20 protein-coding genes are annotated in these 21,464 nt (G+C 62.2%); 18 read left to right on the forward strand and 2 right to left on the reverse strand.

The genetic code is table 11. The features are described from left to right. Positions 1–166 precede the first annotated feature (166 nt). Together AACV02_RS02725 and gshB are read right to left on the reverse strand one after the other, a co-directional pair. Positions 167–1,072: an energy transducer TonB gene (locus tag AACV02_RS02725; protein ID WP_106575671.1), complete on the reverse strand. Its 906-nt coding sequence runs from the start codon at positions 1,070–1,072 to the stop codon at positions 167–169. 77 nt (positions 1,073–1,149) lie between these two features. Then, the gene (gshB, locus tag AACV02_RS02730) at positions 1,150–2,103 is read right to left on the reverse strand and encodes a glutathione synthase (RefSeq protein ID WP_119737457.1); all 954 of its coding nucleotides are present in this window, start codon (positions 2,101–2,103) and stop codon (positions 1,150–1,152) included. Positions 2,104–2,342: 239 nt separating this feature from the next. Between gshB and pilG the strand changes: the two genes are divergently transcribed. The 18 genes from pilG (at position 2,343) to mdcH (ending at position 21,409) form a co-directional block, all read left to right on the forward strand. Continuing rightward, a complete protein-coding gene (pilG, locus tag AACV02_RS02735; protein WP_106575669.1) occupies positions 2,343–2,750 on the forward strand; it encodes a twitching motility response regulator PilG in 408 nt (135 codons plus the stop codon). Positions 2,751–2,796: 46 nt separating this feature from the next. Beyond that, a complete protein-coding gene (gene pilH / locus AACV02_RS02740; protein ID WP_003234583.1) occupies positions 2,797–3,162 on the forward strand; it encodes a twitching motility response regulator PilH in 366 nt (121 codons plus the stop codon). Between the two features lie 12 nt (positions 3,163–3,174). Then, the gene (locus AACV02_RS02745) at positions 3,175–3,699 is read left to right on the forward strand and encodes a chemotaxis protein CheW (protein ID WP_119737459.1); all 525 of its coding nucleotides are present in this window, start codon (positions 3,175–3,177) and stop codon (positions 3,697–3,699) included. Next, positions 3,696–5,747 carry a methyl-accepting chemotaxis protein gene (locus AACV02_RS02750; RefSeq protein WP_119737461.1) on the forward strand — a complete coding sequence of 684 codons (2,052 nt, stop codon included), beginning with the start codon at positions 3,696–3,698 and terminating at the stop codon, positions 5,745–5,747. Before AACV02_RS02745 ends, AACV02_RS02750 begins: the two co-directional genes overlap by 4 nt. A 169-nt stretch (positions 5,748–5,916) precedes the next feature. Beyond that, positions 5,917–11,733: a hybrid sensor histidine kinase/response regulator gene (locus AACV02_RS02755; RefSeq protein ID WP_119737465.1), complete on the forward strand. Its 5,817-nt coding sequence runs from the start codon at positions 5,917–5,919 to the stop codon at positions 11,731–11,733. Next, the gene (locus AACV02_RS02760) at positions 11,726–12,181 is read left to right on the forward strand and encodes a chemotaxis protein CheW (RefSeq protein WP_053258465.1); all 456 of its coding nucleotides are present in this window, start codon (positions 11,726–11,728) and stop codon (positions 12,179–12,181) included. Before AACV02_RS02755 ends, AACV02_RS02760 begins: the two co-directional genes overlap by 8 nt. Before the next feature lie 413 nt (positions 12,182–12,594). Then, a complete protein-coding gene (locus AACV02_RS02765) occupies positions 12,595–12,978 on the forward strand; it encodes a polymorphic toxin type 44 domain-containing protein (protein ID WP_106575665.1) in 384 nt (127 codons plus the stop codon). Continuing rightward, positions 12,956–13,375, forward strand: a complete 420-nt coding sequence (locus AACV02_RS02770) for a hypothetical protein (protein ID WP_119737467.1) — start codon at positions 12,956–12,958, stop codon at positions 13,373–13,375. Before AACV02_RS02765 ends, AACV02_RS02770 begins: the two co-directional genes overlap by 23 nt. A gap of 329 nt (positions 13,376–13,704) precedes the next feature. Next, positions 13,705–13,944 (forward strand): DUF6124 family protein, encoded by a 240-nt coding sequence (locus AACV02_RS02775; protein WP_119737470.1) that lies wholly within the window; start codon positions 13,705–13,707, stop codon positions 13,942–13,944. Positions 13,945–14,230: 286 nt separating this feature from the next. After that, the gene (locus tag AACV02_RS02780; RefSeq protein WP_119737472.1) at positions 14,231–14,860 is read left to right on the forward strand and encodes a nucleotidyltransferase domain-containing protein; all 630 of its coding nucleotides are present in this window, start codon (positions 14,231–14,233) and stop codon (positions 14,858–14,860) included. Beyond that, positions 14,823–15,251, forward strand: a complete 429-nt coding sequence (locus tag AACV02_RS02785; RefSeq protein ID WP_119737481.1) for a hypothetical protein — start codon at positions 14,823–14,825, stop codon at positions 15,249–15,251. The genes AACV02_RS02780 and AACV02_RS02785 overlap by 38 nt, the downstream gene beginning before the upstream one ends. A 266-nt stretch (positions 15,252–15,517) precedes the next feature. Further along, complete coding sequence (mdcA, locus tag AACV02_RS02790; protein WP_119737483.1) at positions 15,518–17,188, forward strand: malonate decarboxylase subunit alpha; 1,671 nt, start codon at positions 15,518–15,520, stop codon at positions 17,186–17,188. Then, complete coding sequence (locus AACV02_RS02795) at positions 17,189–18,022, forward strand: triphosphoribosyl-dephospho-CoA synthase (protein WP_119737485.1); 834 nt, start codon at positions 17,189–17,191, stop codon at positions 18,020–18,022. It begins immediately after the preceding gene. Next, on the forward strand, positions 18,022–18,321 hold the full coding sequence (locus AACV02_RS02800) for a malonate decarboxylase subunit delta (protein WP_056857713.1): 300 nt from the start codon (positions 18,022–18,024) through the stop codon (positions 18,319–18,321). Before AACV02_RS02795 ends, AACV02_RS02800 begins: the two co-directional genes overlap by 1 nt. Continuing rightward, positions 18,314–19,156, forward strand: coding sequence for a biotin-independent malonate decarboxylase subunit beta (locus AACV02_RS02805; protein WP_119737488.1), 843 nt, complete (start codon positions 18,314–18,316; stop codon positions 19,154–19,156). The genes AACV02_RS02800 and AACV02_RS02805 overlap by 8 nt, the downstream gene beginning before the upstream one ends. Continuing rightward, entirely contained in the window at positions 19,153–19,923 is a 771-nt protein-coding gene (gene mdcE / locus AACV02_RS02810) for a biotin-independent malonate decarboxylase subunit gamma (RefSeq protein WP_119737490.1), read from the forward strand. Before AACV02_RS02805 ends, mdcE begins: the two co-directional genes overlap by 4 nt. Next, a complete protein-coding gene (locus tag AACV02_RS02815) occupies positions 19,917–20,513 on the forward strand; it encodes a malonate decarboxylase holo-ACP synthase (protein WP_119737492.1) in 597 nt (198 codons plus the stop codon). The genes mdcE and AACV02_RS02815 overlap by 7 nt, the downstream gene beginning before the upstream one ends. Then, entirely contained in the window at positions 20,510–21,409 is a 900-nt protein-coding gene (gene mdcH / locus AACV02_RS02820) for a malonate decarboxylase subunit epsilon (RefSeq protein WP_119737494.1), read from the forward strand. Before AACV02_RS02815 ends, mdcH begins: the two co-directional genes overlap by 4 nt. Positions 21,410–21,464 lie beyond the last annotated feature (55 nt).

Genomic DNA, 21,464 nt, shown 5'->3' on the forward strand with positions numbered 1-21,464 from the left:
GCCATGAAATCTGGCGCAGTGGTCTTTCAGGCAGCGCGCGGTGGCCCTGTTGGGGGCCGCTTCGCAGCCCAACGCGGGGCAAGCCCGCTCGCCACGAAAAGCCCGCTCGCCACGACAGCCCCGCTCGCCACACGGGCACGCAGCCTTTGGCAGGGTGTAGGAACGATCAGTTACTGGAAAGCCGATCACCCCGGGCAAACTTCCAGGTGCGGATGATTTCCAGGCGGTCTATGTCGTTCAAGTCGCCGGTAAACGGCGCGAAAGGCGCGGCCAGGCGCACGATGCGCTGGGCCGCCTGGTCCAGCAACGGTTGGCCGGACGACTCCAGCACCTGCACTTCATATAACGAACCGTCGCGGTTGATCGACACCAGTAAGCGCAAATTGCCATAGATCTGCTGGCGCCGGGCTTCGTCCGGGTAGTTGAGGTTGCCGATGCGTTCGACCTTCTTGCGCCATTCGTCCTTATACCAGGCGCCTTTGTCGCGCATGGTCGAGGCGGCGTTCAGGCGATAGATGCGCGGGCGCTTGGCGTACAGCTGTTGTTCGTTGGCCAGTTCGGCTTCGAGGCTGGAGATCTGGTCGGAGAGCTGTGAGCTGTCGAAGGTCGGCGCCGGCTTGACCGGCTCGGGCTGTGGCTCGGTCTTGGTTTTCTCGCGCTGGGTCGGGGCTTTTTGCGGTTTCGGCGCAACAGTGGTCACGGCGGCCTTGGGCGCGGCCTGCTTGACCTCAGGCTTGGGCGTCGGCGGCGGGGTGACTTTATTCACCTTGTTGTCCTGGAACGGCGCCACTTCGGTGGTCTTGGGCACCGCCTTTTTGTCGAGCGTGCCGCTGCCTTGCTGATTGTCCTGGGCGAGAAAGTCAGCCTTTTCGGGCTTTTTTTCGCTCTTGAACGTGGCGAGGGTGATTTCCAGGGTTTTGGTGATCTGCTTGGGCTCGGCAAAGGTGAAACCCAGGCCGAGTAACAAGGCGAGGTGGATCAGCGCTGCCAGAAACAGGGTAAATCCGAGCCGATCAGCCGGGCGCACGCCGCTGTGGGAGAGTTCGGGGGGCAGATCGGGCGGGAGCGTCATGACAAAAAAACCAACATCGCGCGTTTCACAGGTGCCGCATGATAACGCAATGTTGGTGTGTGTCCGGCTGTTCTATGTCACTTGGCTTGCAGCTTGCGCTCGATGGCTGCCATCAACATTTCGCCGATGTTCGTGCCAAATGCGTTGTCGATCTCGCGAATGCAGGTCGGGCTGGTGACGTTGATTTCGGTGAGATTCTCACCAATTACGTCCAGTCCTACGAACAGCAGGCCTTTTTCGCGCAGAGTTGGGCCGACTTGGGAAGCGATCCAACGGTCTTTGTCCGACAGTGGTCGCGCTTCACCGCGACCGCCGGCTGCCAGGTTGCCACGCGTCTCGCCTGCGGCCGGGATACGCGCCAAGCAATAATCCACCGGCTCGCCGTCGATCATCAGGATGCGTTTGTCGCCGTCCTTGATCGCCGGAATGTAAGCCTGGCCCATGATCTGCTGGGTGCCCAGCGCGGTCAGGGTTTCCAGGATCACCGACAGGTTAGGGTCGCCGGCGCGGTGGCGGAAGATCGACGTGCCGCCCATGCCGTCCAGCGGCTTGAGGATCACGTCGCCGTGCTTGGCGGCGAATTCACGCAACACATCGGCGCGGCGGCTCACTACGGTAGGCGGCGTGCACTGTGGGAACAGGGTGGCGAACAGCTTTTCGTTGCAGTCGCGCAGGCTTTGCGGTTTGTTGACGATCAGCACGCCAGCCCGCTCGGCCTGTTCCAGCAAGTAAGTGGAGTAGACGAATTCCATGTCGAACGGCGGGTCCTTGCGCATCAGGATCACGTCCAGATCGTTCAAGGGGCTGTCGATTTCATCCGCAAGCTCGAACCACTTTTCAGGGTTGGCAAACACCTGCAGCGGGCGCATGCGTGCGCGGGCCTCGCCGTCGCCCTGGTAAAGGTCCGGCTGCTCCATATAGAACAGCGTCCAGCCGCGGGCCTGGGCGGCCAGGAGCATGGCCAGCGAACTGTCCTTTTTATAGGAAATGCTGGCAATAGGGTCCATGACAATGCCGACGCGAACGCTCATGGGGGATTTCCTCTAGCAAATTAGGGCGCATAAAAGTGGCGTCAGAGTGGCGCTGCGGCTGTTGTGGGTCAAGGAAAAACCACCTGGCCGGTTGCTCGATAGATTGCGCCCGGAGACTGTGCTAAAAAGACTCCCACGGTGCAGCAGCCCTTGAATTCCAAGGCTTGCAGCGCTCATCCTGTGCAACATCAGGCAGTACACACCGAAAACCGATTCGCTGTGGCGATGGTAGAGCAGATATGGAACAGCATTCCAACGCCTTGAGAGTGATGGTGATCGACGATTCGAAAACGATCCGCCGCACCGCCGAGACCCTGTTGAAGAACGTGGGGTGCGAAGTCATCACCGCCATCGACGGTTTCGATGCACTGGCCCGGATTGTTGATCATCACCCGCACATTATCTTTGTCGACATCATGATGCCGCGCCTGGATGGCTATCAAACCTGCGCGCTGGTGAAGAACAACCCGGCGTTCAAGTCGATTCCGGTGATCATGTTGTCCTCCAAGGATGGCCTGTTCGACAAGGCCAAGGGGCGCATCGTGGGTGTCGATCAGTTTTTGACCAAGCCTTTCAGCAAGGAAGAACTGCTGAGCGCGATCAAGGCCTACGTGCCCGGCTTCGCCGCAGTAGAACAAGCACACTGACACCGCCTCACAAGGGCCGGCGTCCACCAATGTAGTGGGGAAAACCATGGCACGTGTTCTGATCGTCGACGATTCGCCGACCGAAATGTACAAACTGACCGGCATGCTGGAAAAGCACGGCCACCAGGTCCTCAAAGCCGAAAATGGCGCAGACGGCGTGGCCCTGGCCCGTCAGGAAAAGCCCGACGCCGTGCTGATGGACATCGTGATGCCGGGCCTCAATGGCTTCCAGGCCACCCGCCAGCTGTCCAAGGAGCCGGAAACCAACGGCATCCCGATCATCATCATCACCACCAAGGATCAGGAAACCGACAAGATCTGGGGCGCACGCCAGGGCGCCAAGGATTACCTGACCAAACCCGTGGACGAAGACACCCTGATCGCCACCCTGAACAAGGTGTTGGCCGGCTGACGGCACGCCATCATGACCGAGTCACAAACCGCCTTCGAGCTGCTGCTGGACATCGACCGCCGCTGCCGCCTGCTGGCCGCCGACCTGCCGTCCCAGGAAACCCGCCTGCAACGTTGGAGTGGGATCGGTTTTCGCCTGGGGCCGTATTGGTACGTGGCGCCGATGGGCGAAGTCGCCGAGGTGTTGCATGAACCGCGCTGCACCTTGATGCCCGGCGTCAAGCCCTGGGTCAAAGGCGTGGCCAACCTGCGTGGGCGTTTACTGCCGGTGATGGACCTGGGCGGGTTCCTCGACCTCGGGCTGTCCAGGGCCCGCAAGCAACGGCGGGTGCTGGTGGTGGAATTCAACGACTTGTTTGTCGGGTTGCTGGTGGACGAGGTGGTGGGCATGCAGCATTTCGCACAAGACGCACTGTTGGCGAGCACCGCGCCCACCGCGCCGTTTATCCAGGGCCAGTTCGACAGTGACCAGCTGTGGCAGGTCTTCAGCCCCTTCGCTTTGGCCCAGGCCCCAGGCTTCATGGATGTCGCCGCATGACCACCGCTACCACGCCCAAACCGCAAGCCGCATCGCGCAGCCGTTCGCAGATCATCGTGCTGTTTATCGCGCTGATCGTGTTCATCATGCTGTTGTTCGCCAACTTCGCGTACCTCAATACCCAGTCCACGTACGACAAACAGTACATCGGCCACGCCGGTGAGCTGCGCGTGCTGTCGCAGCGCATCGCCAAGAACGCCACCGAAGCCGCCGCCGGCAAGGCGGCCGCGTTCAAGCTGCTGGGCGATGCACGCAACGACTTCGCCCAGCGCTGGGGCTATTTGAAAAAAGGCGATACCGAGACTGGCCTGCCGGCTGCACCGAACGCGGTACGCGCCGAAATGCGCGCGGTGCAGACCGACTGGGAAGCGCTGCTGAAAAACACCGACGCGATTCTCGCCAGCGAACAGACCGTGTTGTCGTTGCACCAAGTGGCCGCGACCCTTGCCGAAACCGTGCCGCAATTGCAGATGGAATCGGAAAAGGTCGTCGACATTCTGCTGCAACGCGGCGCCCCGGCCAGCCAGGTGGTGTTGGCCCAGCGCCAATCATTACTGGCCGAACGCATCCTCGGCGCAGTCAACACCGTGTTGGCCGGCGACGAAACTTCGGTGCAGGCCGCCGATGCCTTTGGCCGCGACGCCAACCGTTTTGGCCAAGTGCTTAACGGCATGCTCCAGGGCAACGCCGGCCTGCGCATTGCTCAGGTTGAAGACCACGACGCCCGTGCACGGCTGGCGGAAATCGCCGAGCTGTTTGAATTTGTCTCCGGCTCCGTGGATGAAATTCTTGAAACCTCGCCGCAGCTGTTTCAGGTACGCGCCTCGGCGAGCAATATTTTCAACCTGTCGCAAACCCTGCTCGATGAAGCCTCGCACCTGGCCACCGGGTTTGAAAACCTCGCCAGCGGGCGCAGCTTCGACACCATCGGCGGCTACGTATTGGGCTTGCTGGCGCTGACCTCGATTATCCTGATCGGCCTGGTGATGGTGCGCGAGACCAACCGCCAGCTGCATGAAACCGCCGAGAAAAACGAGCGCAACCAGAACGCGATCATGCGCCTGCTCGATGAAATCGAGGACCTGGCCGATGGTGACCTGACGGTGACCGCCTCGGTCACCGAAGACTTCACCGGCACCATCGCCGACTCCATCAATTATTCCGTGGACCAGCTGCGCGATCTGGTGGCGACCATCAACCTCACGGCCGGGCAAGTGGCCGGCGCGGTGCAGGAAACCCAGGCCACCGCCATGCACCTGGCCCAGGCCTCGGAGCATCAGGCCCAGCAAATCGCCGAGGCTTCTACCGCGATCAACCAGATGGCCCAATCCATCGACCAGGTGTCGGCCAACGCCGCCGAGTCTTCGGCGGTGGCGGAGCGCTCGGTGGAAATCGCCAACAAGGGCAATGAGGTGGTGCACAACACCATCCACGGCATGGACAACATTCGCGAGCAGATTCAGGACACCGCCAAGCGCATCAAGCGCCTGGGCGAGTCGTCCCAGGAGATTGGCGACATCGTCAGCCTGATCGACGACATTGCCGATCAGACCAACATCCTTGCCCTTAACGCCGCGATTCAGGCAAGCATGGCCGGTGATGCCGGGCGCGGGTTTGCCGTGGTGGCCGACGAAGTGCAGCGGTTGGCCGAGCGCTCGTCCGCCGCCACACGCCAAATTGAAACCCTGGTGCGGGCGATCCAGACCGACACCAACGAAGCGGTTATTTCCATGGAACAGACCACCACCGAAGTGGTGCGTGGCGCGCGGCTGGCGCAAGACGCCGGGGTGGCGCTGGAAGAGATCGAAGGCGTGTCGAAAACCCTGGCAGCGTTGATCCAGAGTATTTCCAACGCGGCGCAGCAACAGACCTCGTCGGCGGGGCAGATTTCCCTGACGATGAACGTGATCCAGCAGATCACCACGCAGACGTCATCGGGCTCGACCGCCACGGCGGAGAGCATCGGCAACCTGGCAAAAATGGCCAGCCAGTTGCGGCGTTCGGTGTCGGGTTTCACGTTGCCAGCCGCCAAGCAGGTGGACGATTGAAATGCTATCCAACTGTGGGAGCGGGCTTGCTCGCGAATGCGGTGTATCAGTCAGCTGATCTATTAGCTGGCCCACCGCTTTCGCGAGCAAGCCCGCTCCCACATTGGATCTCCTTTTGATTTGAGATCTTGGCAACACACGCAATTCACGAATTCTAAGCGGAGCAGTTATGGTTGATCGGCACGACTACGTGGCCCTCGAATGGGTCAAGGGCGACATTGCCGAAACCCTGAAACAGGCCCGTTCGGCGCTGGACACGTTTGTCGAAACCCGCGACAGCGACGCCATTGCCGAGTGCCTGGCCGGCATCCACCAAGTGCATGGCGCGCTGCAAATGGTCGAGTTCTACGGCGCGGCGCTGCTGGCCGAAGAGATCGAAGCACTGGCCCTGGCCCTGCAGGCCGAGCGCGTCAGCCAGCGCGATGAAAGCATCCGCCTGCTGCAACAGGCCCTCGGCCAACTGCCGCTGTACCTCGACCGCGTGCACAGCGCCCGCCGCGACCTGCCATTGGTGGTGTTGCCGCTGCTCAACGACCTGCGCAGTGCGCGCGGTGAAAGCCTGCTGTCGGAGACCAGCCTGTTCAGCCCGCAACTGTTGTCGATTGCGCCGTTGCCCGACGAGGCCTTGGCCCAGCGCATGCTGCCGGACCTTCACGAGCAACTGCGCCAGTGGCATCAATTGCTGCAACAGGCCCTGGCCGGGCTGTTGCGTGAAGACCACGGCCCCAGCAACCTGGAAGACATGGCGCGGGTGTTCGCGCGCCTCGAAGCGCTGTGCCAGGGCGCGCCATTGCTGCCATTGTGGCAAGTCACCTCGGCGCTGGTCGAAGGCATGCTCACCGGCGTGATCGCCAACAGCCCGGCGCTGCGCAGCCTGCTCAAGGCCAGCGACAAGCAACTCAAGCGCCTGCTGGCCCAGGGCATCGGCGGCATCAACCAGCCAGCGCCGGATGAGCTGCTAAAGAGCCTGTTGTTCTACGTGGCCAAGGTCACCCGGCCGACGCCGCGCATGCAAAGCCTCAAGGAACGATACGGGCTGGATGAAGCCTTGCCCGACAGCGCGGTGGTCGATGCCGAGCGTGCACGTTTGGCTGGACCGGACCGCAATGCCATGGGCTCGGTGCTCGGCGCCTTGTGCGAGGAGCTGGTGCGGGTCAAGGAGCGCCTCGACCTGTTCGTGCGCAGCGACCGCCAACACACCAACGACCTCGATGCCTTGCTGGCGCCACTGCGCCAGATCGCCGACACCTTGGCGGTGCTGGGCTTCGGCCAGCCGCGTAAGGTCATCATCGATCAGCTTGCGGTGGTGCTGAGCCTGGTGCAGGGCCAGCGCGAACCCAATGACGCGGTGTTGATGGATGTTGCCGGCGCCTTGCTCTACGTCGAGGCCACGCTGGCGGGCATGGTGGGCACGGTCGAGCCGGAAAGCCGTGAAGAAAGCCGCCTGCCTACCACCGACCTGACCCAGATTCATCAATTGGTGATCCGCGAATCCTGCCAATGCTTGCGTCAGGCCAAAGAGCTGGTGATCGATTGCCTTGAGGCCGATTGGGACCGCCAGCGCCTGGAGTCGCTGCCCGAGCTGCTCAGCCAGGTGCGCGGCGCGTTGGCGATGATTCCGCTGCCACGCGCGGCGAGCTTGATGCGTGGTTGCACCCACTATGTCGATGAACAGTTGATGACCAGCGCTGCGCCGCCGCCCGAAGCGCAGCTGGCGCATTTCGCCGACGTGGTCAGCAGCCTCGAATACTACCTGGAACGCATGCTCCAGGACCCCGACGCCGCCGGCGAACGCGTGCTGGAGCTGGCCACTCAAGGCCTGGCTGCACTCGGCTACCTGCCGGTCGAAAAGCCTTGGCGCCAAGCGCTGGTCGCGCCGGATGGGGCATTGTCGAGCGAGAGCGCGCCGAGCCAATCCCAGTTCGATGCATTGGCCAGCCCCACGTCGCGCCTGAACCCACCCGCCCAGCACCGCCCCGGCAGCCTGCTGCCGCCGCCGGCCGGTGAAGCCTCCATCGACGATGAGCTGCGCGAAGTCTTCCTCGAAGAAACCGACGAAGTCCTCGACGTGTTGCATCGCTACTTGCCCAACAGCGCGGACAAAACCGCCCAAAGCGAGATGCGGCGTGCCTTCCACACGCTCAAAGGCAGCGGCCGGATGGTCCGCGCCCTGGTACTGGCCGAGCTGGCCTGGGCGGTGGAAAACCTGCTTAACCGCGTGCTCGAACGCAGCGTGGCGCTCGACGCCGAGGTGCAACACGTGCTGGATGAAGCCGTGGCCTTGCTGCCGGAGCTGATCGCCGACTTTGCGGCCGACGACCAACGCCAGCGCGATGAAGTCGACGCCCTGGCGGCCCGTGCCCACGCCTTGGCCAGCGGCACTCAACCGGTCGCAGAGCCCCATGACCCGATGTTGCTGGAGATCTTTCGCAACGAAGCCCAGAGCCACCTGGAAAGCCTCAACCACTTTCTGCAACAGGCCGCCGAGCATGTGCCGCTGCAAGTCAGCGATGAACTGCAACGTGCCCTGCACACCCTCAAGGGCAGCGCCTACATGGCCGGCGTGTTGCCGATGGCTGAACTGGCGCGACCGCTCGATCACCTGACCCGCGAATACAAGGCCCACCGCCTGCCGCTGGACCTGGATGAAGTGGAACTGCTGCTGGAAGCCGAAGGCCTGTTCCAGCGCGGTTTGCGTCAGCTGGACAGTGATCCGCTGGTGCCGATCAAGGGCGCGCCGGATTTGATCAGCCGCACGCAAAGCCTGCTCGACCAACAGCTGCAAGCCTTGCTCGACGCGCCCAACACCGGGCTGCGCATCAAGCGCGACCCGCAACTGATCAGCAACTTCCTGGCCCAGGGCATGGACATCCTGCTGGACGCCGAAAGCCTGCTGCGCCGCTGGCAGCAACACCCCGGCGAACGCCAGGAGCTGACCGCGCTGCTGGACGAATTGACCACCCTGGGCGAGGGCGCGCACATCGCCGACCTGCACGCCATCGACGAACTCTGCGAAGCCTTGCTCGACCTCTATGGCGCTGTGGAAGAGAGCAGCCTGGCGGTCAGCGAACGGTTTTTCCATGAGGCCGAACAGGCCCATGAAGCGCTGATCAACATGCTCGACCAACTGGCGGCCGGCCAGGAAATCAACCCGGCGCCGGCGCGGGTAGACGCCCTGCGCGAACTGCTGGATGAAGCCCTCGACCCGTCCGCCACCGGCCTGATCAAAAGCGACGGCGGGCGCGCCCCGAGCATTTCCGAACTGGGCGCCGCCACGGCCCGGTTGGGCCAGGACACGGCGATGGACGACGAGATCGTCGAGATTTTCCTGGAAGAGGCAGTGGACATCCTCGACAGTGCCGGGCAGTCGCTTAAACGCTGGCTGCTGGAACCGGACAGCGCGGCGCCGTTGTCGTCGTTGCAGCGTGACCTGCACACCCTCAAGGGCGGCGCGCGCATGGCCGAAATCGGCCCGATTGGCGACCTCGCCCATGAGCTGGAATGCCTGTACGAAGGCCTGGTGGACCGCCGCTACAGTTACTCGACCGAACTGTCCCAAGTATTGATGGCCAGCCATGAGCGGCTGGCCTTGCAGCTCGATCAATTGCAAGACCACCAACCCCTGAGCGACTCCAGTGATTTGATCGCTCAGTTGCGCGCGTTGCGCCAGAACAACGCGCCCGCCACTGCGCCCACAGAACCTGAAACCGCAGCGGCTGATCCCGAGTTGCTGGATATCTTCCTCGAAGAAGCCGCCGACATTCTCGACAGTTCAAGCAGCGCGTTGCTGCGTTGGCAGGCCGAGCCGAGCAATCGCCAGGAGGTGGAAACCTTACTGCGCGACTTGCACACCCTCAAGGGCGGCGCGCGCATGGTCGAAATCGGGCCGATTGGCGATTTGGCCCATGAACTGGAGTTTCTCTACGAAGGCTTGTCTGCCGGTTTGCTCGCGCCGTCGCCGGAACTGTTCGCCTTGCTGCAAGGCTGCCATGACCGCCTGGCGCAGATGATCGACGCGGTGGCGGGCGGTTTGCCGGTGGGGTCGGTGGATAAACTCATCGAGCGCATCAGAAGCCTGGTGCACCCCGGTGATGAGCCGCTGGCGCCCGTGGCCTTGCCGGCCGGCAAGGCCGACGCGGCGGTGGACCCCGGCGCCGACATGGTGAAGATTTCCGCCGACTTGCTTGATGATCTGGTCAACCTGGCCGGTGAAACCTCGATCTTCCGTGGCCGTATCGAGCAGCAAGTCAACGACGCGCGTATCGCCCTCAACGAAGTCGAAACCACCATCGAGCGCATGCGTGACCAACTGCGCCGCCTCGACACCGAAACCCAGGGCCGCATTCTCAGTCGTCAGCAGGCCGAGGCCGAGCGCTTGGGTTATGAAGAATTCGACCCGCTGGAAATGGACCGTCATTCGCAGCTGCAGCAGTTGTCGCGCGCGTTGTCCGAATCGGCCTCCGACCTGCTGGACCTCAAGGAGACCCTCGACCGCCGCAACGGGGATGCGCACAACCTGTTGCAGCAACAGGCGCGTATCAACACCGAGTTGCAGGAAGGCCTGATGCGTACGCGCATGGTGCCGTTTGAGCGCATGCTGCCGCGCCTCAAGCGCATCGTGCGCCAGGTGGCGGAGGAGTTGGGCAAGGACGTTGAATTCGTGGTCGGCAATGCCGAAGGCGAGATGGACCGCAACGTGCTGGAACGCATGGTGGCGCCGCTGGAGCATATGCTGCGCAATGCCGTCGACCATGGCCTGGAGTCCCGCGAGGCGCGCGTATTGGCCGGTAAACCCGAGAAGGGCCGGATCAGCCTGGACCTGACCCACGAAGGCGGCGATATCGTCTTCGACATGCGCGATGACGGTGCCGGTGTGCCCCTGGACGCGGTGCGGCGCAAAGCGATCAAGCGCGGCCTGCTCGCACCTGATCAAGACATGAGCGACCGCGACGTGTTGCAGTTTATCCTGCAGCCGGGCTTTTCCACCGCCGAAAAAATCACCCAGATTTCCGGGCGCGGCGTGGGCATGGACGTGGTGCACGAAGAAGTGCGCCAGCTCGGTGGCTCGATGTTCATCGACTCGACGCCGGGTGCGGGCGTGCACTTTCGCATTCGCCTGCCGTTTACCGTGTCGGTCAATCGCGCGCTGATGGTGCAATGCGCGGACGACCAATATGCGATCCCGCTCAACACCATCGAAGGCCTGGTGCGCGTGCTGCCCCACGAGCTGGCCGGGCACTATCAGCAAGACCTGCCGCGCTATGAATACGCTGGTCAGCGCTATGAGTTGTTCTACCTCGGCGACCTGCTGCACACCGTCGCCCGGCCGAAACTGCTCGGCCAATACCAGCCAGTGCCGGTGTTGCTGGTGCAATGCAACGAGCGACGCGTGGCGGTGCACGTGGACGCCATGGCCGGTACGCGCGAGATCGTGGTCAAGGGCCTGGGGCCGCAGTTTGCCGGGGTGCAGGGTTTGTCCGGGGCGACCATCCTCGGTGATGGCCGTGTGGTGCTGATCATCGACTTGCTCGCGCACATCCGTGCACGCCAGCCAGCGTTGCCGGCGCAGTCGGTGGACGCGCCACTGGTCCTCAACGACCCGCTGAAAAAGCGCCCGCTGCTGGTGCTGGTGGTGGACGACTCGGTCACCGTGCGCAAAGTCACCAGCCGCCTGCTGGAGCGCAACGGCATGAACGTGCTCACCGCCAAAGACGGCATCGACGCCATCGCGCTGCTCGAAGAACACACCCCGGACCTGATGCTGCTCGACATCGAAATGCCGCGCATGGACGGCTTCGAAGTGGCGATTCAGGTGCGCAACGACCCCCGGCTGATGCGCCTGCCGATCATCATGATCACCTCGCGCACCGGCCAGAAGCACCGCGACCGCGCCATGGCCATCGGCGTCAACGACTACCTCGGCAAGCCGTACCAAGAGTCGGTGCTGCTGGAAAGCATCGCCTACTGGAGCAAGTCCCATGCTTGACCATCGCACCAGCCAACTCACCGGCCTGCTGCTGCCCCTGGCCGACCGCCACCTGGTGCTGCCCAACGTCGCCATCGCCGAACTGATCGACTTCCAGCGCGGCGAACCCGCCAGCGATGCACCGCCGTGGTACCTGCGGCAAGTGACATGGCGCGATCGGCAATTGCCGCTGATCAGCTTTGAAGCCGTGTGCGGTGAAGCCAGCGTGACCGGTGAGCGCTCGCGGATTGTGGTGCTGAACGCGCTGGGCGGGCGGCCGACGTTGAAGTTTATTGCGATGGTGATTCAGGGGATTCCACGTTCTTACAAGTTGGATAGTCAGCTGAGTTATGTCGACGTGCCGCTGTGCCCGCTGGAACTGGCGGCGGTGCAGGTGGGTGAGCATGTGGCGAAGGTGCCTGACCTTATGGGACTTGAAGCGTTGTTGGTCGAATCCGGCCTGGCCTGAGCGTAATCCTTGTGAAGCCCCACTGTGGGAGCTGGCTTGCCTGCAATGGCGGAGTGTCAGTCACTGCATCAGCAACTGACCCACCGCCATCGCAGGCAAGCCAGCTCCCACACTGAATTGTGTTCAATCGCGCAAACCGCTCAGTCGCCTCTTATGCTTTTTATCGTTTTCGGCGCGAACAGTGGATGTGTTATCAAATTCAATCAAACGTTAGGGTTTTCGTGACAAAAAATTGTCGTTGATGATCGTACCTTATCGCCATTTCGGATCTGCTAATGATGAGGGTTGATTGCTCACATGTCGGAATGGGATGGAGTTGCTGTAGGCGAGTTCTGCATTTGGATTAAGCGGGTTTTCAGGCCTGAGTGGAGTGGCTAGCTTCTGCGCTCCTCACTGCCTGCAAGGATCTGCAAATGGCCGTACCGTTAATGCCGCCCGGTGTTTCAATTTTTGAAAACATTGCGATATCTCGATGCAAACGTACTCATCTCAAACCGGGCTCGGCATTCGCCTATTCCTGGTTTTATTCTCAGGTCAGGGCTGCTGGCCCATGGAACTACAAGAGGCGAGGGCGCGAGTATGAGGCTTTTGGTAACTTTAATTACGGCGCTACGGGTACGGTGCTGGGCATTCCCGAGCATGTGTTGTTGCGAGCTGCTGGTGTGGCTCAAACCGCCGCAAAAACCACCCTTCCGGATTTTGGAACATGGTGGGGCGGTGAGCCTTTTGGTGATGACCCACGGGACCAATATTGGATAAGAAAAGGTATTGAATATGCAATTTCGCAAGGCCACTAAGCGCCTCATACCGTTTCTGCGTAATTGCCTGCTTGTGGTTTGCCTGATCTATATCGGTGGCAGTTGGATCCTGTCGTCCGGAACACCGGATCTGGATGAAGTGGTGTTGAAGCATTCATTGGGTAACGGCACCTCTATATACGGTGCGCGAGACGGCCAGGGCGGTGCGACGGTAGGATTTTCCTACAGGTACTACGTCCATGAGGACTTGGGGAGTGATAAGGAAATACTCACCGCATTAGTGTCTGCACATCCTTTTCTGAAAACCAAAGAGCCCGATGTTCAAGTGAGTGATGAGGGCGGTGCGCTGCACCTGATCATTCAGGGGAAGGTCTATGAGTACCACAGCTATGCGCTGGAGGGCCTTGGAGCGGTCAAGGTGATGATGGCTTTGTGATGGGGCAGTCTTCGGATTTTTCCTGCAAGATTTCGGGCTGTACATGAACTTGTTGTGGGTAGCCATGGCGGCTAGTCTTCGTCCCGTCATCGAAAAAACGGTGACACGGACGTGCAAGTCCGGTTACATGTCGGCGCACCAACGCCCATAGCCATCCAACGGGCGTTTTTTATGCCTGCTGTATTTGTTATGGCGGCTGTGCGCGGGAGACTCCTTGGAGTCTGCCGGGGTCCGATATGCCCGGTCTTGCACACCTGCGCACGGCTGCCACCCTATTTCGCGTGCAAGCGGATGAGGGCAGCCTCCATCACATATCGGAGCTGTAAATCATGGCTAAACCCACCCCTAATCCGCCTCTCTTCACCGTCAACCCACACCAAAACACCGAAGCTCTACTGGTCAACGCCAGCGAAACCTTATCGTCGCTAAACGCCATGACCTGCAATCTTGCCTTCAACCTGGACACCTCCCAGCGCGCAATCATGCTCGGCATTCAGCAAATGGCCGAGTTGAGTCAGTTGCTGGTCGATAGAGCGCTGGAACACGTCAGCCCTGCGCAGGTAGGTTGAAGCGGCCCCAAACAGAGATTGATCGGTCCCTGCTTGGCACCGCTATCTAACACCCACCACCGAACAAATGTGGGAGCGGGCTTGCCCGCGAATGCAGGGTGTCAGTCGGTACATGTGTCACTGACCCACCGCATTCGCGAGCAAGCCCGCTCCCACATTTTGTTCTTCATTCGGCTCGAACCCAGTATTTGCTGATTGATCGTTTCCTATATCTCAATCGCCTAACACTTGATCGTTCCCAAAAAGGGACCTATCGTTCCCTTTTTGGGACTCTTTGGCCGTTGCCATGCAAACCTTGCCGCTCATTACTGCACTCTTCACCAACACTCAGCAGAAAGTGCTGGGCCTGCTTTTCGGCAAGCCCGATCAAAGTTTCTTCACCAATGAAATCGCGCGCTGGGCACAGGTGGGCAAGGGCAGCCTTACCCGCGAGCTGGAGCGGTTGCAGCTGGCGGGCATCTTGAGCATGACGCGCCAAGGCAATCAGACCCACTACCAAGCCAACCCCCAATGCCCGATTTACTCGGAGTTGCTGGCCATCGTGCGCAAGACCCTGAGCCTGGACGAACCCTTGCGCAATGCATTGGCACCGTTCGTGGAGCAGATAACCTGGGCCTTTATCTACGGCTCCATCGCCAGGGGTGAGGCGCACTCATCCAGTGACATAGATCTGATGCTGATCGGCGAAAGCCTCAACTACAGTGAAGTCATGGAGCAGCTCATGCCGCTGGAAGAGCAGCTGGGCCGCACCATCAACCCGACGCTTTACACCCCCGAGGACTGGATCGGCAAATGGAATGCCGGGAACAGTTTTGTGCAGCGGGTCTTGGCACAGGACAAGATCAATCTGATTGGGGCCAACCCCCTGGAATCCATGGATGGACAGCAAAGCCAATCTGGAGAATCTGCAACGTAGTGGTGGCTTGAAGGCTGAGCCGCCGGATCGCAAGGAGTGTGATGGGCTGATGCGCTCAGCACGGGACCGGTTAACGGATGCGGGTAATCCACAGCTATCGTTCGCCAGTCGTTTCGACTTGGCCTACAACGCCGCCCACGCTATCGCGCTCACGGCTTTGCGCCTGCAAGGGTATCGTTCTGACAAACGCTATCTGGTCTTTCAATGTCTGATTCACTCCGCCGACGTGAACAGGGTGCAGGTGAGGTTACTGGCGTTGTGTCATGAACGCCGAAACCTGGCGGAATATGAAGGGTATATGGATGAGGACGAGGCGTTGCTGGGGCAGTTGATGGATGGCGCGACAGTACTGCTGAATGAAGTGGAAAACTTGTTGGCTGACCATTGGTGACAATGATGAGATTTCCCTGAACACCACCGAACAAATGTGGGAGCGGGCTTGCCCGCGAATGCAGGGTGTCAGTCGGCAAATGTGTAACTGACCCACCGCATTCGCGAGCAAGCCCGCTCCCACTTTTTGATCTTCATTTGGTCCTGGCTCAGCGATTGCTGACGATCCATTACTCCAGCCGTAACGATCCGCCTTCGGGCTTGATTGATACCCCCCACGTTCACTCCTAAGGTACAGCCCACGACAGCAAACCCCGTGGAGCGACCATGACAACAACCATCACCCCCGACTCGCGCTGGACGCGGCGGCGCGACGAGAAGCAGCGGCGCCTCGGGCTGGTCAAAAAATACGCAGACGGGGCGGTGTTGCCCAGTGACAGAATCGTCGAGGCGCTGGAAGCGCTGATCCTCCCCGGCGACCGCGTGGTGCTGGAGGGCAACAACCAGAAACAAGCCGACTTCCTCTCGCGCTCCCTGGCCAAGGCCGACCCGGCCAAGCTCCACGATTTGCACATGATCATGCCGAGTGTCGGGCGTTCCGAGCATTTGGACCTGTTTGAAAAGGGCATCGCGCGCAAGCTGGATTTCTCCTTTGCCGGCACCCAATCCCTGCGCATCAGCCAGTTGCTGGAAGACGGCCTGCTGGAAATTGGCGCGATCCACACTTACATCGAACTCTATGCGCGGCTGGTGGTGGACCTGATCCCCAACGTCGTGCTCTCGGCCGGTTTCATGGCCGACCGCGCCGGCAATATCTACACCGGCGCCAGCACCGAAGACACCCCGGCGTTGATCGAGCCGGCAGCATTCAGCGATGGCATCGTCATCGTGCAGGTCAACCAGTTGGTGGATGACGTCACCGATTTGCCCCGCGTCGACATCCCCGCGAGCTGGGTGGATTTTGTGGTGGTGGCCGACAAGCCGTTCTACATCGAGCCGCTGTTCACCCGCGACCCGCGCCATATCAAGCCGGTGCATGTGCTGATGGCGATGATGGCGATCCGTGGCATCTACGAAAAACACAATGTGCAGTCGCTCAACCACGGTATCGGTTTCAATACGGCCGCCATCGAATTGATCCTGCCGACCTACGGCGAATCCCTCGGCCTCAAAGGCAAAATCTGCCGCAACTGGACCCTCAACCCACACCCAACCCTGATCCCTGCCATCGAAAGCGGCTGGGTGGAAAGCGTGCATTGCTTCGGCACCGAACTGGGCATGGAGAACTACATTGCTGCCCGCCCGGATGTGTTCTTTACCGGCCGCGACGGCTCGATGCGCTCCAACCGCATGTTCTGCCAACTCGCCGGCCAGTACGCGGTGGACCTGTTTATCGGCGCCACCCTGCAAGTGGATGGCGACGGGCATTCTTCCACCGTGACCCGTGGCCGCCTCGCCGGGTTTGGTGGTGCGCCGAACATGGGCCACGACCCGCGCGGCCGTCGGCATGGCACTCCAGCCTGGCTGGATATGCGCCACGACGACGCGCAGGAAGTTTTGCTCGAACGCGGCAAAAAACTCGTGGTGCAGATGGTCGAAACCTTCCAGGAAGGCGGCAAACCGACCTTTGTCGAGACCCTCGATGCAGTGGAAGTGGCGCGCAAAAGCGGCATGCCGCTGGCGCCGATCATGATCTACGGCGACGACGTCACCCACTTGCTCACCGAAGAAGGCATTGCCTACCTGTACAAGGCGCGTTCGCTGGAAGAGCGCCAGGCGATGATCGCCGCGGTCGCTGGCGTCACCGCCATCGGCCTGCGCCACAACCCCAAGGACACCGCGCGCATGCGCCGCGAAGGCTTGATCGCGTTGCCCGAAGACCTCGGCATCCGCCGTACCGACGCCACCCGCGAGCTGTTGGCCGCCAAGAGCGTGGCCGACTTGGTGGAGTGGTCCGGTGGCCTGTACAACCCGCCCGCCAAATTCAGGAGCTGGTAAATGCGCGCCCTCAAATTGCATGAACTCAGCCTGGCTGATCGCTTGGCAGACATGGCCGTCGACGCATTGATAGATGAGGCGGACTTGTCGCCCAAACCGGCCTTGGTGGACCGTCGCGGCAATGGCGCCCACAGCGATTTGCACCTGGGCCTGATGCACGCTTCGGCGCTGTCGCTGTGGCCGATGTTCAAGGAGATGGCGGAAGCCGCGCTTGAGTTCGGTGAAGTCGGTTTGCCCTTGCGCGAAGCCCTCGGGCGCATTGGCCGTGAAGGCGAGCAGGCGATGCTCACCACCACCAATGGCGTGAACACTCATCGCGGCGCGATCTGGGCGCTCGGTTTGCTCACTGCTGCGGCGGCGCTGGAACCACGCAGCGTCACGCTGACGGCGGCCAAGCTGGCCCTGCTCAACGACCGCTACGCCCCACAGCCGATGAGCCACGGCGCCCAGGTTGCGCAACGCTACGGCGCACGCGGTGCCCGTGAAGAAGCACAACTGGGCTTCCCGTCCGTAATGCAGCGCGGCCTGCCGCAACTGCACAAAAGCCGCCGGCAAAACGCTGGCGAACAGAACGCCCGCCTGGACGCCTTGCTCGCCATCATGACCAACCTCGCCGACACCTGCGTGCTCTACCGCGCCGGCACCGAAGGCTTGCACGCCATGCAACGCGGCGCCCAAGCCGTACTGGACGCAGGTGGCAGCGCGACCCTCACCGGTCGCCGCCAATTGCACGAACTCGACGACCAATTGCTGGCCCTGAATGCCTCCCCCGGCGGCGCCGCCGACCTGTTGGCCGCCTGCCTGTTTATCGACCGCCTCGACGGAGCGTTTTGATGGAAACCTTATCCTTTGAATTCCCCGCCGGGCAGCCGCCCAAAGGCCGTGCGCTGGTGGGTTGCGTCGGCTCCGGCGACCTGGAAGTGCTGCTGGAACCGGGCACGCCCGGCACGCTGACCATCCAGGTGCAGACCTCGGTGAATGGCGCCGAACAACGCTGGCAGCATCTGTTCGAGCGGATCTTCCAGGAGCACACGCCACCCGCTTTGAAGATTGATATCCACGACTTCGGTGCCACGCCCGGCGTGGTGCGTTTGCGCCTGGAGCAAGGCTTCGAGGAGATCGGCCATGACTGACTTGCTCAGCAAACACAGCTTCGTGGAACTCGGTGCCCGGCAGCGGGCCAAGGCCTTGCTGGACGCCGGCACGTATCGCGAACTGATCGACCCCTTCCAGCGCGTGATGTCGCCGTGGCTCAGCCGCCAGGGCGTAGTACCCCAGGCCGATGACGGCGTGGTGATCGCCAAAGGCAGCATCGCCGGAAAGCCGGTGGTGGTGGCCGCTATCGAAGGCAACTTCCAGGGCGGCAGCCTCGGTGAAGTCGGCGGTGCAAAAATGGCCGGTGCGCTGGAATTGGCGGCCGAAGACAACCGCAAGGGCATCCCGACCGGCGCGGTGCTGTTGCTGGAAACCGGCGGCGTGCGCCTGCAGGAAGCCAACCTTGGCCTCGCGGCGATTGCCGATATCCACGCGGCGATTGTCGACCTGCGCCAGTACCAGCCGGTGATCGGCGTAGTGGCCGGCAGTGTTGGCTGCTTTGGCGGCATGTCCATCGCCGCTGGGCTGTGCAGTTACCTCGTCGTCACCCGCGAAGCACGCGTGGGCCTGAATGGCCCGCAAGTGATCGAGCAGGAGGCAGGGCTGGACGAATACGACTCCCGCGACCGCCCGTTTATCTGGAGCCTCACGGGCGGCGAACAACGCTTCAACAGCGGCTTGGCCGACCGCTACGTGGCGGACGATGTGGCGCAGATTCAGCAGACCGTTACCGAGTTGCTGCAACAAGGCTTGCCCACACAACAACGCAGCCGTCAGGTCGATTTTTACCTGGCGCGTCTGGCCGAGCTGGACGCCACGCCGCAGATCGACGCGGCGACGGTGCGCGACCTGTACCAAGGAGATCGCTCATGAGAGGCCTGCAGTGGTTCAACGCATTGAGTGCCGGCGCCACAGCTGTGGATGGTTTGCCGGCCTCGCTGAAAGTCGCCGACGGCGTATTGGGTGAGCAAGCCGTGCGCTTCATCGCCGTGGTCACCGACGCGCACAACCGTTTCCCGCGTGCGCGCAATGGTGAGGTCGGCCTGCTCGAAGGCTGGGGCCTGGCCAAGGCGGTGGACGATGCCATCGCGCGCGGCGACAAGCGCCCGATCATCGCCATCGTCGATGTGCCCAGCCAAGCCTATGGCCGTCGCGAAGAAGCCCTCGGCATTCATCAGGCCCTGGCCGCCGCTGCCGACAGCTACGCCCGCGCGCGGTTGGCCGGCCACCCGGTGATTGCGCTGCTAGTGGGCAAGGCCATGTCCGGCGCGTTCCTCGCCCACGGCTACCAGGCCAACCGCCTGATTGCTCTGCGCGACCCCGGCGTGATGGTGCATGCGATGGGCAAGGCCTCGGCGGCGCGGGTGACCCTGCGCAGTGTCGAAGAGCTGGAAGCCCTGGCCGCCAGCGTGCCGCCGATGGCCTATGACATCGACAGTTATGCCAGCCTTGGTTTGCTCTGGGAGACGCTGTCGGTCAGCCAAATTGAACACCCCACGGCGAACGATGTGGTGCGCGTCAGTGATTGCCTGCTGCACGCCATCAACGATGTCGCGGGCCCCGATTTAAAAGGGCGCCTGGGCGCCACCCACCGTGCCGCTTCCAGCCACGTGCGCCAATTGCTGAGGGAGCAATGGTGAACGCTCACGACTTGCTTTGGGGCATGACCCCGGCGCATCTGCCCGCCGACGCGCCGGCGTGGGTGTTGGAGGCGATCAACGCCGGCCATCCGGTGGTGGTGCGTCGCGCCATCGCCGAGCCGGGCCAGGTGGCCGTCGGCGTGCGCGGGCGTTTGCGTGAGCAGCGGTTTGCGGCGGTGATGCCTATCGCAGCGGTGCAGCGGCGAGTAGTGCCCGAGGCGCTGCGCGCTGTGACCTCATCACGGGATTTACCGGCGTTGCGCGCGCTCGATCTACTACGACCCGTGTTAGCGCAGGAGGCGTGGGGCGTCACCGGCAGCGCAGGTTTCGAGTTGGCCAGCGGAATTGCAGCGCTGCATGCGCAGAGCGACCTGGATTTGATCCTGCGCACGCCCCAGCGGCTGGAGCGCGGTGATGCCGAGGACTTGCTCGCGATATTGGACACCGCGCCATGTGCCGTGGACCTGCAACTGCAAACCCCGTTTGGCGCCGTCGCCTTACGCGAATGGGCGGGTGGCTCGCGCCGAGTACTGCTGAAAACCGTCAGCGGCGCGCACTTGGTGGTTGACCCGTGGCAGGCCGTGGCATGAGCAGCCTTCTGGTGTTTCCGGGGCAGGGCGCCCAACGCACGGGCATGCTCCAGGCGTTGTCGGCTGATGTGCTGGAAGAAGCCAGTGATGCCTTGGGTGAAGACGTTCGCCTGCTCGATTCGGCGCAAGCCTTGGCGAGTACGCGCGCTGTTCAACTGTGCCTGCTGATTGTCGGCGTGGCCCATGCCCGTCAGCTGCAACACACGCCGGATTACGTGGCGGGCCTGTCCATCGGCGCCTACCCGGCGGCCGTTATCGCGGGCGCCCTGGGGTTTGCCGACGCGGTAAAACTGGTCAGCCTGCGCGGCGAGCTGATGCAACACGCTTATCCACAAGGCTTTGGGATGACCGCGCTGATCGGCCCTGAGTTATCCACAGTCGAAAAAATACTGAGCGAAATCCACAGCCCGCAAACGCCGGTGTATTTGGCCAACATCAACGCCGACAACCAAACCGTCATTGCTGGCAGCGATGAAGCGATGCAGCGCGTCGCGGCGCGCATCAAGGGCAACGGCGTCGCCAAGCGCCTGGCGGTCAGCGTGCCGTCCCATTGCGCGCTGCTGGAGGCGCCTGCCCAGGCGCTGGCGCAAGCATTCGTTGCGCTCAAGGCGCCGCGCATTACTTACCTGAGCAGCACCCGCGCGCGGCCGATCCACAACCCCGAGCAACTGCGCGACGACCTGGCCTTCAACATGTGCCGCATCGTCGATTGGCGCGGCACCGTGCAAAGCGCCTACGAGCGTGGCGTGCGCCTGCAAATCGAGCTGCCGCCGGGCGCGGTGCTCACCGGCCTGTCACGCCGCGTGTTCGAGCAGGGCACGGTGATCGCCTGCGAAGGCGCGCGCCTGGACACCTTGCAGGCCCTGCTGCAAGAGGAGGAGCGCCGCCACCGATAAAGCACCACCCAAGGCTTTCGAAGCACAAAAACAACAATTTCGATGAAGCACTTTG

The organism is Pseudomonas sp. Larv2_ips, from assembly GCF_963879675.1.
Taxonomy (GTDB): domain Bacteria; phylum Pseudomonadota; class Gammaproteobacteria; order Pseudomonadales; family Pseudomonadaceae; genus Aquipseudomonas.